The sequence below is a fragment of the Thermosulfurimonas dismutans genome (assembly GCF_001652585.1).
GTDB classification, from domain to species: domain Bacteria; phylum Desulfobacterota; class Thermodesulfobacteria; order Thermodesulfobacteriales; family Thermodesulfobacteriaceae; genus Thermosulfurimonas; species Thermosulfurimonas dismutans.
This window is the reverse complement of sequence record NZ_LWLG01000001.1, coordinates 94,028-106,593: the sequence shown is the minus strand read 5'-3', so window position 1 is coordinate 106,593 and position 12,566 is coordinate 94,028. Positions and strand designations below refer to the sequence as shown.

General features: G+C 50.9%; 15 protein-coding genes. 9 read left to right on the top strand and 6 right to left on the bottom strand.

Annotation, left to right across the window (positions count from 1 at the left end; translation table 11 throughout):
- The first annotated feature begins 49 nt into the window (after positions 1-49).
- From TDIS_RS11440 to TDIS_RS00570, 6 genes are all read left to right on the top strand, one after another.
- On the top strand, positions 50-814 hold the full coding sequence (locus tag TDIS_RS11440; protein WP_068668239.1) for a septal ring lytic transglycosylase RlpA family protein: 765 nt from the start codon (positions 50-52) through the stop codon (positions 812-814).
- Positions 811-1,521 (top strand): ribonuclease III, encoded by a 711-nt coding sequence (gene rnc / locus TDIS_RS00590; protein WP_068668237.1) that lies wholly within the window; start codon positions 811-813, stop codon positions 1,519-1,521. Before TDIS_RS11440 ends, rnc begins: the two co-directional genes overlap by 4 nt.
- Before the next feature lie 31 nt (positions 1,522-1,552).
- Positions 1,553-2,302, top strand: a complete 750-nt coding sequence (locus TDIS_RS00585) for a carbonic anhydrase (protein ID WP_068668235.1) — start codon at positions 1,553-1,555, stop codon at positions 2,300-2,302.
- A gap of 83 nt (positions 2,303-2,385) precedes the next feature.
- A complete protein-coding gene (gene era / locus TDIS_RS00580) occupies positions 2,386-3,309 on the top strand; it encodes a GTPase Era (RefSeq protein ID WP_068668233.1) in 924 nt (307 codons plus the stop codon).
- Between the two features lie 141 nt (positions 3,310-3,450).
- A complete protein-coding gene (gene lpxC, locus TDIS_RS00575; RefSeq protein WP_068668231.1) occupies positions 3,451-4,368 on the top strand; it encodes a UDP-3-O-acyl-N-acetylglucosamine deacetylase in 918 nt (305 codons plus the stop codon).
- A 108-nt stretch (positions 4,369-4,476) separates the two neighbouring features.
- Positions 4,477-4,935 carry an FKBP-type peptidyl-prolyl cis-trans isomerase gene (locus TDIS_RS00570; protein ID WP_068668229.1) on the top strand — a complete coding sequence of 153 codons (459 nt, stop codon included), beginning with the start codon at positions 4,477-4,479 and terminating at the stop codon, positions 4,933-4,935.
- On the opposite strand, the gene panB is transcribed toward TDIS_RS00570, so the two are convergent.
- The 5 genes from panB to TDIS_RS00545 are packed head-to-tail and all read right to left on the bottom strand — an operon-like array spanning position 4,924 to position 8,551.
- A complete protein-coding gene (panB, locus tag TDIS_RS00565) occupies positions 4,924-5,754 on the bottom strand; it encodes a 3-methyl-2-oxobutanoate hydroxymethyltransferase (RefSeq protein WP_068668227.1) in 831 nt (276 codons plus the stop codon). The genes TDIS_RS00570 and panB overlap by 12 nt on opposite strands.
- A 4-nt stretch (positions 5,755-5,758) precedes the next feature.
- The gene (gene ruvB, locus TDIS_RS00560) at positions 5,759-6,736 is read right to left on the bottom strand and encodes a Holliday junction branch migration DNA helicase RuvB (RefSeq protein WP_244147450.1); all 978 of its coding nucleotides are present in this window, start codon (positions 6,734-6,736) and stop codon (positions 5,759-5,761) included.
- A 20-nt stretch (positions 6,737-6,756) separates the two neighbouring features.
- Positions 6,757-7,329, bottom strand: a complete 573-nt coding sequence (gene ruvA, locus TDIS_RS00555; RefSeq protein ID WP_068668223.1) for a Holliday junction branch migration protein RuvA — start codon at positions 7,327-7,329, stop codon at positions 6,757-6,759.
- Complete coding sequence (gene ruvC, locus TDIS_RS00550) at positions 7,319-7,792, bottom strand: crossover junction endodeoxyribonuclease RuvC (protein ID WP_068668221.1); 474 nt, start codon at positions 7,790-7,792, stop codon at positions 7,319-7,321. Before ruvC ends, ruvA begins: the two co-directional genes overlap by 11 nt.
- Before the next feature lie 3 nt (positions 7,793-7,795).
- Positions 7,796-8,551 carry a YebC/PmpR family DNA-binding transcriptional regulator gene (locus tag TDIS_RS00545; protein WP_068668219.1) on the bottom strand — a complete coding sequence of 252 codons (756 nt, stop codon included), beginning with the start codon at positions 8,549-8,551 and terminating at the stop codon, positions 7,796-7,798.
- A 385-nt stretch (positions 8,552-8,936) separates the two neighbouring features.
- Here TDIS_RS00545 and sbtA point away from each other — a divergent pair, with 385 nt between their 5' ends.
- Complete coding sequence (gene sbtA, locus TDIS_RS11240) at positions 8,937-9,212, top strand: SbtA family thio(seleno)oxazole RiPP natural product precursor (RefSeq protein WP_167348293.1); 276 nt, start codon at positions 8,937-8,939, stop codon at positions 9,210-9,212.
- Between the two features lie 45 nt (positions 9,213-9,257).
- Positions 9,258-10,553 carry a thio(seleno)oxazole modification radical SAM maturase SbtM gene (sbtM, locus tag TDIS_RS00540; RefSeq protein ID WP_068668217.1) on the top strand — a complete coding sequence of 432 codons (1,296 nt, stop codon included), beginning with the start codon at positions 9,258-9,260 and terminating at the stop codon, positions 10,551-10,553.
- Here the strand turns inward: sbtM and TDIS_RS00535 are convergent.
- Positions 10,546-11,193, bottom strand: a complete 648-nt coding sequence (locus tag TDIS_RS00535; protein ID WP_068668215.1) for a DUF434 domain-containing protein — start codon at positions 11,191-11,193, stop codon at positions 10,546-10,548. The two genes, sbtM and TDIS_RS00535, sit on opposite strands and share 8 nt — an antisense overlap.
- Before the next feature lie 91 nt (positions 11,194-11,284).
- Between TDIS_RS00535 and leuC the strand changes: the two genes are divergently transcribed.
- Entirely contained in the window at positions 11,285-12,565 is a 1,281-nt protein-coding gene (gene leuC / locus TDIS_RS00530) for a 3-isopropylmalate dehydratase large subunit (protein WP_084270871.1), read from the top strand.
- Position 12,566: the final 1 nt, after the last annotated feature.

Sequence of the window (12,566 nt, the reverse complement as noted above, 5' to 3'; positions counted from 1 at the left end):
GAGTTTAGGGGAAGATTATAGTATAATCCGCCCTTAAAAGGGAAGGGGGATGACCAAAAAAGTTTTAAGGTGGCTTCTTTTCTTTGGGATGACTGGGATAGTTTCAGCCTGCGGGGGGGTAAAAAATAACGTAGAGGTCGTGCATGTCCCTTTAGGGCCTCCAAAGAAAAAAATTTCTGTCAGCCAGAAGCCTTACACCGTAAACGGGAAAACCTATTATCCCTTGCCCTCGGCCAGAGGATATGTGGAGGAGGGCTTGGCTTCCTGGTATGGACCGAAGTTCCACGGAAGGCCCACGGCCAGCGGGGAACCTTACAACATGTATGCCTTGACAGCGGCTCATAAGATCTTACCCCTAGGTACTTATGTCATGGTGACCAATCTTGAGAACGGCCGGAGGGTAGTGGTGCGGATAAACGACCGGGGGCCCTTCGTGCCGGGAAGGATCATTGATCTGAGTTATGCTGCGGCCAGGACTCTCGGTATGGTAGAAAAGGGCGTGGCCCGAGTAAGAATTGTGGCCCTGGCCGAAGGGAGAAGGACCCCGCGAGGGGTGATCTTTACCCGTTTGCCCGAACTCAAAAAGGGCGAATATTACCTTCAGGTGGGTTCCTTCCAAAATTACGCCAATGCCGTGTGCCTTCGAGAACGGCTTTCCCGCAAGTTCAAACTGGTTCTCATTGAACCCTTTACTCATGAGGGTGCCACTTTTTACCGGGTCAAGATCTTTTTGGCGTATGATCTCGATCAGGCTAGGAGATTGGCCGAAAAACTCAAAAAGGACTTTCCTTCGGCCTTTTTGGTATCCCAATGAAGGAACTTTATTCGAAGCTTCCCCGGCTTGAAAAGAAACTAGGCTTCAGGTTTCGGGATCCAAGTCTTCTAGTAAAAGCCCTCACACATCGTTCCTATGCCGCTGAAAGAAGACTAGGAGATCTTCAGGACAACGAAAGACTGGAGTTTTTGGGAGATGCGGTGCTTTCGGTGGTGATTTCGCATCTTCTCTACGAGAAGTATTCCGGGTGTAAGGAAGGGGATCTTTCTCGAATGCGGGCCTGGCTGGTGCGGGAAGAAAGGCTGGCCCGGGTAGCCGAGCGCATCGGCCTTTCGGAGTTTATCTTGGTTAGCCGCGGAGAGAGCAAAAGCGGAGGCCGGCACAAGGCTTCCATTCTGGCGGGAGCTTTGGAGGCGGTAATAGGAGCGATTTATCTTGATGGCGGCTACGAAAAGGCTTTTTCTTTTGTAAAAAGGATTTTTGGAAGGCTTATTCCTCATGCCGAAAAGGGATTTCTTTCCGACTATCGTTCGCGATTACAGGAAATAACACAGGCCAAGTGGGGAGAAACGCCCGTTTATCGTCTGGTAAGCGAGGAAGGACCTTCACATGCCCCCTCTTTTGAGATGGAGGTTCTGGTAGGAGGCAGGGTTTTGGCCCGAGGACGGGGCCGTTCCAAAAAGGAGGCCGCCCAGGAGGCGGCCCGCCGTGCCTTGAAAAAAATTAGAGAAGAACCTAAAATTTGAGTCAAAATCCACTTTTATTTGGGGGGTAAGCATGAAGAAATTTATAGGAGGCTTGGTAGGTTCTTTAATGATTGGTGGGGTAGCCCTGGCAGGCGGAGGACATGTGGTCAAATGGGGGTATGTGGGCAAGATAGGACCGGCCCATTGGGGAGATTTAGCTCATGAATATTTTATGTGTAAGGTGGGCAAGAACCAATCCCCGGTAGACATTAATTCTTCGGTGACCATTGAAGCTCAGCTTGAGCCTATAAATTTCCACTATCGTGATCAAATAAGTGGTGAGATCGTGAATAATGGTCACACCATTATGGTGGTTCCGAAGGAAGATAATTATATCGTGGTGGATGGCAAAAAATTTCATCTTAAACAGTTTCACTTCCATTCGCCTAGTGAACACACCGTAGAAGGGAAATATTACCTCTTGGAGTTGCATTTCGTACATCAGGCAGATGACGGACAGTTGGCGGTAATTGGCGTTGTTTTTGACCGAGGAGCCGAGCATCCGGAGATTGCCAAGTTATGGAAAGAGGCCCCAGAACACGAGGGGAAGAAGGAACTGAAAAGTCTGGTGAATATGCAGGCCCTTTTGCCCGAAAATCTGGACTATTACCGGTATAGCGGTTCTCTTACTACGCCGCCCTGTTCCGAAGGGGTTATATGGCTTTTCTTGAAAAACCCCCTTCAGATCTCCGAAGCCCAAGCTGAAAAATTTAAAAAGATTATGGGCTTCGAAAACAATCGTCCGGTTCAGCCTGTGAACGCTAGGAAGATTCTTAAATAAGTAGTATTTTAGTTTTTTAAAAAACGGGCGTCCGACAAGAGACGGGCGCCCTTTATTAATTTTGGGGAGAAAGGAGTTTTAAAGTGGAAGAAAAAAAGGAGGTTTCCAAAGAGGAGGGCTATCGTTCAGGGTTTGTGGCCCTGATCGGGCTCCCCAATGTAGGCAAATCCACCCTTATGAACCAGCTTATCGGCACTAAGGTGGCCATCACCACTCCTAAACCTCAGACCACCCGGTTCCAGATCCGGGGCATCCTTACCGGACCGAATTACCAGGTGGTCTTTGTGGATACCCCGGGTATCCACAAAGCCAAGGAACTTTTCAATCGCTTAATGGTAGAACAGGCGGTCAAGGCCATCGAGGAAGTGGACGGAGTAGTTTGGGTAGTAGATGCGGCGGACAGACGTCCCCGGGAGGAGGAACAAATCCTTGAGATCCTGCGCCGGACGGAAAAGCCAACTATTCTGGCCCTTAACAAGATCGATCTTGTTAAGAAAGCCGAACTTCTTCCCGTGATCGATTTCTTTTCCAAACTTTATCCTTTCAGGGCCATTGTCCCCATTTCTGCCCTAGAGAGGGATGGGCTTTCCGAGCTCACGGAAGAAATCGTGGCCATGTTACCGGAGGGCCCGCCTTATTATCCTCCAGAGATGGTTACCGATCAGCCGGAACGGCTTTTGGCAGCCGAAATAATCCGGGAAAAGCTCTTTATGTTGACCAGACAAGAAATTCCGTATTCAACGGCGGTGGTGGTAGAGGAATTTCGTGAGGATCCGGAGAAGAAAGTGCTCTATATTCAGGCGGTGATCTATGTGGAGAAAGACTCTCAAAAGGGTATCGTGATCGGCAAAGGGGGACAACTTTTGAAAAAGATTGGGACTCTAGCTCGGGAGGAACTGGAATTTATCCTAGGTAAAAGGATCTATCTAGACCTTTGGGTCAAGGTCCTTCGAGGGTGGCGAAAAGAGGAACGCCTATTGAGGCGACTCGGTATCCCTCTGGTTTAGTGTTACTTTTAAGTGACATCTTGGCTCTGGGGATATTAGATAAACAAGTCATGTTGCCCCCTCCTGATGAAAGTTTTGGAGGTTTTTGGGGTGGCATAAAATTTGCAATTAACTAACCAAAAATCTTTGAGGGTTAGGTTTATGGCAGATTGGCAAAAAACGGTAGCAGGGCCGGTGATCCTAGAAGGAGTTGGGGTCTTTTCTGGCAAAAATATTCGGGTGGAACTTTGGCCGGCTCAAGTTGAGGCCGGCATTGTGTTTGAACGGTCGGATCTCAAAGGTCGACCTCGGATAAAGTTGTGCCCTGAGAATGTTGTGGGCACGGAAGGGGCTACGGTTCTTTCGGACGGGAAAAATGACATTTTTATGGTAGAACACCTGCTTTCGGCCTTACATGGTTTAGGGATAGATAACGTCTTTGTGCGAGTTTATGGAGCCGAGCTTCCTCTCTTGGATGGTTCGGCTGAGCTTTACGTGCGTGAGATCATGCGGGTTGGTCTCAAGCTTCAGCCGAAGAGAAAACGTTATATCGAAATTCTCAGGCCTTTTGAGGTCAGAAATGGAGTGGGAAGAATTACTTTTAAACCGGCTTCAGAACTCAGGCTCTCCTTTCATATCCATTTTGACCATCCTCTGATAAGGGATCAGAAGTTGTCTCTCCGGATCACGCCGCTTACGTATCAGAGAGAACTAGCCTTTGCTAGGACTTTCGGATTCAAAGAGGAGCTATTGAGACGTAAAGAAAGAGGTCTCCTTAAGGGAGGAAGCTTACAGAATGCTATTGTGCTTGATGAAAAAGGACTTCTTAATGGAGATGGCCTCCGAACCGAGGACGAATTTGTGCGCCATAAAGCCTTAGATCTCCTGGGGGATCTCTATATAACTGGCCTTACTTTTAAAGGTGAGATTTCAGCCGAATTTTCGGGGCACAAGCTTCACATTGAGGCCGTGAAGAGTCTTCTTGCGGCGCCGGAAATTACTAGACTTTCGGATGGTTTACCTCCGGTGGCTCTTTTCTTTTTTTCAAAGGTCCCCCCTGGGGTTCGGCCTCGTCTTTAATTTAAGGTGTTGACCTTCCTAAAAGCATGGTAAAATTCTTTAAAGGTAGGGGGTGGGGGTCTCCTTCCATCTTCTACCTCTAATAAATTTTAATAAAAAGGAGTTTGTATGCGCAGGGTTAAAGAAGGTGATGTGGTAAGTATCTATTGTGTAGGGATGTTGGAAAACGGCGAGGTGTTTGAACGTACTCCCGATGGAGAGCCTTTTTATTTTGAAGTGGGCTCTCCAGAGATCATTCCGGGGCTGTCCGAAGCTGTGATCGGAATGGCTGAAGGTGAGGAGAAGGAAGTACTGCTTTCCCCGGACAAGGCCTTTGGGGAACGGGATGATAACTTGGTCAAAGAGATCCCTCGGGCTGCTATTTCTCTGGAGACCGAGCCCCAGGTAGGTATGATGTTAAACCTTATTGTGGACACCCCTCAAGGGGAGATGCAGTTTCCCGCCTTGGTAACCGCAGTGAATGACGAAAAGATTGTCTTGGATCTCAATCCCCCTCTAGCCGGCAAGAACGTCATCTTTAAGATCAAGCTGGTCGGTATTCACGATGGGGAAGAGCTAACTATCTAAGGCCCTGAGGACTTCTTCCGAGATACGAAAACTTTCCTCCGGGCCCGGAAACCTACGCTGTTTTACGTCTTCGGCGTAAGTGGAAACGGCCCGGAGAATTTCTTTGGAGACCTCTGCGTAAGTCCTTACGAACTTGGGCTTAAATCGAGGCCAGAGCCCGACTACATCATGAAAGACCAAGATCTGGCCGTCAGTGTGAGGACCGGCCCCGATGCCGATGGTGGGGACAGGGACCTTCTCGGTAATGCGGCGGGCCAGCTCGGAGGGGACACATTCTAAAATAAGGGCAAAGACCCCAGCTGAAATCAGGGCCTCGGCGTCCCGCATAAGTTTGCGAGCAGAGTCTAGATCGCGTCCCTGAACCTTATATCCTCCTAAGGCTGAAGCTCGTTGAGGCGTAAGGCCGATGTGCCCCAGGACCGGGATACCGGCTTTAACTACGGCATTAACGATTTCGGACACTTCTTCGCCGCCTTCGATCTTTACGGCCTGGCAACCCCCTTCTTTGAGAAATCGGCCGGCATTAAGTATAGCCTCCGGCGGGCCGGTCTGATATGAAAGAAAAGGCATGTCTCCTACCAGGAGGGCCTTCCGAGCCCCCCGGGCCACTGCCCGGGAAAAGATGAGCATCTCTTCCATGGTGATGGGGAGGGTGTCCTCGTGTCCTAGCACCACCATGGCTGCGGAATCACCAATGAGAATAAGTTCTACGCCGGCCTCTTCGGCTAGCCTGGCCGAGATCACATCATAGGCCGTAAGAGCCACGATAGGTTCTTTTCCTTTTTTAGCCTGGATTTCTGGTATGGTTAAACGGGCCATGGTTTCAGTTCTCCCATAGGTTATTGTTAAGAGGTATTTCCGGTGAAACCTGTTTTAAATATATGTAGGCTCGCTCCGTGAGCATACGACCTTTGCGGGTTCGGCGCAAGAGACCGCACCGGATGAGATAGGGTTCATAGATGTCCTCTAGGGTCTGGGGGTCTTCACAGAGGGCGGTGGCCAAAGTTCCCAGTCCCACTGGACCTCCGTCGAATTTTTCGAGGATGGTAAGGAGAATGCGTCGGTCAAGCGGGGAAAGGCCTAAGGGATCGAGATCCATTAAGGCAAGGGCTTTTTCGGCGACCTCTTTAGAGATTTCTCGGCTACCATTTACCTCGGCATAATCCCTTACTCGGCGGAGCAGGCGGTTGGCAATCCGAGGGGTGCCTCGGGAACGGGAGGCGATGACTTGGGCTCCTTCAGGGGTGATTCGAAGGCCTAGAATCTCGGCTGAGCGGGCTATGATGCGGGCCAAGGCCTTCTCACTGTAGAATTCTAGTTTGAATACTATGCCGAAGCGGTCGCGCAGAGGGGCGGAGATCAATCCCGGGCGGGTGGTGGCGCCGATAAGAGTAAAACGGGGAAGTTTTAACCGTACGGCCCGAGCCCCAGGTCCCTTCCCCACCACCAGATCTAGGACGAAATCTTCGATGGCCGGATAGAGCACCTCCTCACAGGCCCGGGGAAGGCGATGGATCTCGTCTATAAAGAGGATATCCCGTTCTTCAAGAGTGGTAAGAATGGCTGCAAGATCCCCGGGTCTTTCAAGGGTGGCGCCAGAAGTGATCTTGAAATTCACTCCTAACTCGTGAGCGATAACTTGGGCCAGGGTGGTCTTCCCCAAACCGGGGTAGCCGGTAAGAAGCACGTGATCTAAGGCTTCATTACGGGCCTTGGCCGCCGAAAGATAGATCTCAAGCTCCCGTTTGATATCTTCCTGGCCGATATATTCCTTTAAAGTCTTAGGACGCAGAAGATCCACGGAGAAATTATATAAAGCTTTCAGGCTGGTGAGAAGCGTTTTAAGGCCTTACGTAAAAGTTCGTCCAGATCTTCTTTACCGGTAAAGACTTGGGACAGAGCTTCTTCAGCCTCCACGGCTGAGAAACCCAGGTTTTTGAGGGCCGTGAGAGCCTCTTCATAGATGGGAGATCGTTCCCTATGGCGTCTTTTGAGTCCGAGTCGAGCTCTTAGTTCCACGCAGAGTCTTTCGGCCCTTCGAGGACCGATGCCAGGGACCCTGGAAAGGGCCGAGACGTCCTCAGTTCGTACCGCCTCCTCGAGTTCCTGCGGGCTAAAAAGGGCCAGAAGATTTAAGGCCAGTCGGGGTCCGATCCGCGGAAGCGAGGAGAGCAAGAGGAAGGCCTCCCGGTAGGTGTCATCCGGGAAACCATACATTTCAAAGATTTCTCCCCGAAGAAACACGCAGACCGAGATCCGGACTTTTTCTCCCGGAGGAGGAAGGTTTTCGGTAAAGGTAAAGGGTACGAAGATTTCCCAGACCAGAGGGCCGGTCTTAAGCCAGAGCTTCCCGGGAATCTTTTTGGTTATCTGACCTGTGATCTCAGAAAGCACGGTTTATCCGATAAAAATGCGTCAGGGCCAAGGCCAAAGCATCCGCGGCGTCGGTTTCAAGGGGTTCTTCAATTTCTAGGGTCTGTTTTACCATGTAGCTAACCTGTTCCTTCCCGGCCCTTCCGTTTCCCGTGAGTTCGGTTTTAACCTCAAGAGGGTGATAAGTAAAGAGGGGGAGGCCGGTCTGCCCTACAAGAAGAAGGATTATCCCCTGGGACTGCCCCAAAGAGAGAGCCGCCCGCGGATATCTTTCAGGGATAACTTCTTCAAGGGCAATCACCTCCGGCTGAAATTCCCGCAGGATCTTTCCGAGCTCCTGATAAAGCCTATAGAGTCTTTCGGGGAGTCCATTACGGTTGCCGAGTTTTATAACCCCCCAGGCCAGGGCCCGAGGGGGATTTTGTCCTTCGATGAGTCCGTAACCTGTTACCCTGGACCCGGGGTCAAGGCCGAGGATTCGCACGTTCTAAGTTCCGGAGAGTTTTTCCATCAGGTTTTCCGGGATATCGAAATTGGCATAAACTTGCTGCACGTCGTCATGCTCTTCCAGCATTTCCATGAGGCGTAGCATCTGCTGAGCGGTCTTTTCGTCTTCGAGTTTAACGGTGGTTTTGGGTACCAAGGTCACCTTGGTCGAGGAGGGAGAAAAACCGGCTTTTTCGATGGCGGCTTTTACTTCTTCAAAATCTTCAGGGGTGGTGATGATTTCAAACTCGCCTTCGTAGCTACGGACATCCTCGGCTCCGGCTTCGAGGGCTACCTCAAGAACCTGATCTTCAGAGAGACCATCTCTGGGGATCACGATCAGCCCCTTCTTTTCGAAGATCCAGGCTACGGCTCCGGGTTCTGCTAAATTCCCACCGCATTTGCTGAATATGTGGCGAAGTTCGGAGACTGTCCGACGACGATTATCGGTAACACTTTCGATGAAGACGGCCACTCCTCCAGGACCATAGCCTTCAAAAGTGGCCTCTTCATACTGGGTACCTTCTTCAAGACCGAGGCCTTTACGGATGGCCCTTTCTATATTCTCTTTGGGCATGTTAGCCGCTTTGGCTGCGGCGATGGCAGCTCGAAGCCGCGGATTGGAGGAAGGATCTCCTCCTCCTATTCGAGTGGCTACAATAATTTCTCGGGTGATCTTAGTGAAAAGCTTCCCGCGCTTAGCGTCCTGAGCAGCCTTTTTCCGTTTGATCTGAGCCCAATGAGAATGTCCTGCCATCTCCAACCTCCCTCTTTCTGAGCTGCCATATTATAACCCAATCTGAGCGATTTTGGTTGACGTATCCTTTTGGGCTTCGTCCCCAACCCCATTCTTGAGCTAGGTCAGGCCCTATTCCTATTTTTGCTTAATCCATTAGGCTAGCCAATCCTTTGCGAAGGATATTGCATAACCATTGATTTTACTGATCAAATTTTCATCTTCAGCCTGGATTTGGCCTTCGGAATCGCTCAATTCGGATATAACTTTACTTTCTTCCTGTTACCAGTAAACCCACGGATTTTCTTTTTATATATTTTTATAAGGAATTCCAATAAAAAATTTGCTATTTATTTTATAGCATGATATAAATAAGAAATATGAAATTTTGTGAAGGAGAGAGGAGATGAAAACAGAAAAAATCAAAAGAATGCTGACGGGAGTTAGTCTTTCGGCCCTTTTGGCTGCGAGTGGAGGTTTGAGCCTTCCAGCCAGAGCCCTTTCTCAGAGTGGCTGTAGCGGTTGAGGTTCCAAGAAGGGCGGCGGTGCCGCTCAAATGGATATGGACATAAAGTCCTCAAAGAATACCATCGAAAATGCTACTCCAGAGGCTACGGAGAAGGCCTCTGAAGAAAAGCCTGAAGCTCATATGCCTGTCAAACCTTCTGGTAAAAGTGGCTGAGGTTAAGATTAAGGGCCTGGTCAGGCCCTGGGGAATAAGCTTAAAGTGAAGGGCTATTATTTAAACCCTACCCTTGAACTAAAGAGGCAGGGAGGGGACTTTGAGCTCTTCTGGAAAGATCTCAAGACCGACCAAAAGCACCGGGAAAAACCATCTCCCTATGATCTTCTAGCCCTGAAACTTGTCCTTGAAGATAGGGATCTCAGAGAAGTGGCCCACAAAGAGGCGGTCTCATTAAGCGTCCTAAAGGGGGTCCTCAGGTTAGGCGTTAAGAAGGGGTATCTCCTCAAAGAACCTACTCGGGTTGTTCGGTCCGGAAGTCCTTATAAAGAGGCCTGGTTCCCGGGAGAGGATTTTCGTCGGTCGGAGATTTTTACCCTTCAGTGGCACCTTACCCAGCGCTGCGATCTTGCCTGCCGTCATTGTTACGACCGCACCGACCGCAGGCCCTTAAATCTTAAAGAGGCCTTGAGAGTGCTGGATCGTTTCTATGATTTCTGTGAAGAGATGCGGGTCCAGGGCCAGATTTCGTTTTCCGGAGGCAATCCCTTTCTGCATCCCGACTTCTTCGAGCTCTATAGGGAGGCCTCGGAGAGAGATTTTACCCTGGCCATTTTGGGGAATCCGGTACCGGAGGCCTGGTTTGAGAGGATTCTTGCCATTGAACCCCCGGCCTACTATCAGGTAAGCCTTGAGGGCCTTGAAGCTTACAACGACTTTATCCGAGGCCCAGGCCATTTTAGGCGAACGCTTTCCTTCCTAGAAATGCTTAAGGATTCCGGGGTCTCAGCGAGCGTGATGTTGACCCTTCATGCCGGAAACGTCGATCAGGTCCTGCCTCTGGCCAGAAGCCTTTCCGGTCGAGTGGAGACCTTTACATTTAATCGGTTGGCCCTTACCGGGGAGGGCCGAAAACTTTCTCCGGCTGAAAGGGACACTTTTTTTCGTTTGATGGTGGAATTTCTTGAGGAGAGTGCAAACCTGCCTCACCTCCATTTGAAGGACAATCTTTTTAACCATCTGCTTTACCGCAAGAAAGACGAACTTTGTGGGGGCTGTACCGGCTTTGGTTGTGGCGCGGCCTTCAACTTTGTGGCCCTTCTCCCGGATGGCGAGGTCCATGCCTGTCGGAAATTTTCTTCTTATTTGGGAAATATCTTTGAGAACGATCTCTTGGAGATCTATCACTCGGAGAGGTCCGAGAAATACCGCCGGGGGCCAGAGGCCTGCTATGACTGTCGGCTCTACGCTATTTGTCGAGGATGTCTGGCCGTGATCGCCACTTCCGGCCTTGATCCCTTTCGGGATCGCGATCCCTTTTGTCCCGGGCCTGTTAACTGAAGAGTTTGAAGAGGGGGCTTCTCAGATAACGCCGAACAATGAAGCCTGCAAGATCAAAGACCTTATCCGCACGCTCAAGGAGAGGTCCGTCCGCGGTGCAGACGATTTCTCCAGAGAGCACCCGCCTTTCGGCGTCGCGCAATGCTAGAGCCTCACCCGGGAGGGGTAGCTCTTTGAGCCAGATACGGATCCTGGCCGCAAGCTTTCCACTTCCAGAAACGGGGGCATCGAAATAGAAACCGACATGAGCAGGACGAAACCGGCGAAAGAATTTTTCAAGGAGTCCAAGGAGCGAGGGTAGTTCTGGTTCAAGACGCAAATTTTTCCCGGCTCGCACGGCATCTCTTATAAAACCGTCTCTGGCAAGCACAAGGGGGTAACCTCTTAAGGCGTGTGTTAGGGTAGCCAAGACATTGAAGCCGTCAACGCTTACCCGGGCTCCTCTAAGCTCTCGGGCCCTCACCTTCTTTTGCCGGCGGAGAAGGGCCTTTTGCCGGGGAACGGTGGCCCGGATGAGAAGTTCCCTCTCTTCAGCGGTGAGACCGAAGCGATCCCCGATCAATTTGAGACTAGCTCTTTCGGGATAACCGCGATCCAGGAGGTAGGCCAGATCTCTGGCCGCTTCCCTGAGGGCTTTCATAATTTAGCGATACCCCCTGTAAGGGTGCTTGTCTAGAAGCTTAATAGGTAGTAATTAAATAAAACCTTATTCAAAGGTGTGGAGGTTTCCGATGAAGCGACCCATGACCATGGCCGAAAAGATCCTGGCGGATCGGGCCGAGCTTCCGGCGGTAGAACCCGGGGAATTGGTTGAAGTCCCGGTGGATCTGACCTTGGCCAACGATATTACGGCTCCTCTGGCCATAAAGATTTTTGAAGAAACCAAGATCAACCGGCTCTTTGACCCCGATCGCGTTGTGCTCGTTATGGATCACTTTACACCTAACAAGGATATAAAAAGCGCCGAGCAGGTGAGGGTTTGTCGGGAATTTGCCCATCGCTTCAAGATAAAACACTACTATGAGGGTGGGGTTTGCGGAATCGAACACGCTCTGCTCCCGGAGCTGGGGTTGGTGGCCCCGGGGGATATCGTGATTGGAGCCGATAGTCATACCTGTACTTACGGGGCTCTAGGGGCCTTTGCCACTGGAGTGGGCTCTACCGACCTTGCGGCGACTTGGATTACCGGGAGGACTTGGTTTAAGGTTCCGGAGACTATCCGCTTTGTCTATAGGGGAAAACTCAAGCCTTGGGTCTCGGGGAAGGACCTGATTCTGTATACTATTGGAGACATCGGGGTAGATGGGGCCCTTTACATGGCTATGGAGTTCGCCGGAGAGGTTATCCGCAGGCTACCTATGGCGGAGCGTTTCACTATGGCCAACATGGCCATTGAGGCCGGGGGGAAGGTAGGCCTCATTGAGCCTGATCGCCGAACCCTGAACTATGTGCGTAAACACTCTCATAAGGCTCCCAAGATCTATAAAAGCGATCGTAAAGCCCGTTATCGGGAGATCAGGGAATATGACTGTTCCAAGATCGAGCTTCAGGTGGCCTTTCCTCATCTGCCCTCCAACGTAAAACCTGTGACCGAGATTCCAGAGATTCCTATTGATCAGGTGGTGATCGGCTCCTGCACCAACGGGAGACTTGAGGACTTAGCAGTGGCGGCCAAGATCCTCAATGGACGCAAGGTTAATCCCAATGTGCGGACCATTATTATTCCAGCTACGCCCTTTGTGTATCGGGAGGCTTTGAGGCGCGGCTACCTTCGGATTTTCCTAGAGGCCGGAGCCATTATTTCCCCGCCCACTTGCGGGCCCTGTCTCGGAGGGCATATGGGAATCCTCGCCAAAGGTGAGCGGGCGGTGGCTACCACCAACCGGAACTTTGTCGGGCGCATGGGGCATCCCGAAAGCGAGGTCTATCTTGCCGGGCCAGCGGTGGCCGCGGCCTCGGCGGTGCTTGGTCGTATTGGAAGCCCGGAAGAATTGGGATTGAAGGAGGCTTAAA

Bases quoted from the DNA above. Each gene is read 5' to 3' on its own strand.
- TDIS_RS11440 (WP_068668239.1), top strand. From the start codon at position 50: ATGACCAAAAAAGTTTTAAGGTGGCTTCTTTTCTTTGGGATGACTGGG.
- rnc (WP_068668237.1), top strand. From the start codon at position 811: ATGAAGGAACTTTATTCGAAGCTTCCCCGGCTTGAAAAGAAACTAGGC.
- lpxC (WP_068668231.1), top strand. From the start codon at position 3,451: ATGGCAGATTGGCAAAAAACGGTAGCAGGGCCGGTGATCCTAGAAGGA.
- TDIS_RS00545 (WP_068668219.1), bottom strand. From the start codon at position 8,551: ATGGCAGGACATTCTCATTGGGCTCAGATCAAACGGAAAAAGGCTGCT.
- TDIS_RS00535 (WP_068668215.1), bottom strand. From the start codon at position 11,193: ATGAAAGCCCTCAGGGAAGCGGCCAGAGATCTGGCCTACCTCCTGGAT.
- panB (WP_068668227.1), bottom strand. From the start codon at position 5,754: ATGGCCCGTTTAACCATACCAGAAATCCAGGCTAAAAAAGGAAAAGAA.
- leuC (WP_084270871.1), top strand. From the start codon at position 11,285: ATGAAGCGACCCATGACCATGGCCGAAAAGATCCTGGCGGATCGGGCC.
- TDIS_RS00570 (WP_068668229.1), top strand. From the start codon at position 4,477: ATGCGCAGGGTTAAAGAAGGTGATGTGGTAAGTATCTATTGTGTAGGG.
- TDIS_RS00585 (WP_068668235.1), top strand. From the start codon at position 1,553: ATGAAGAAATTTATAGGAGGCTTGGTAGGTTCTTTAATGATTGGTGGG.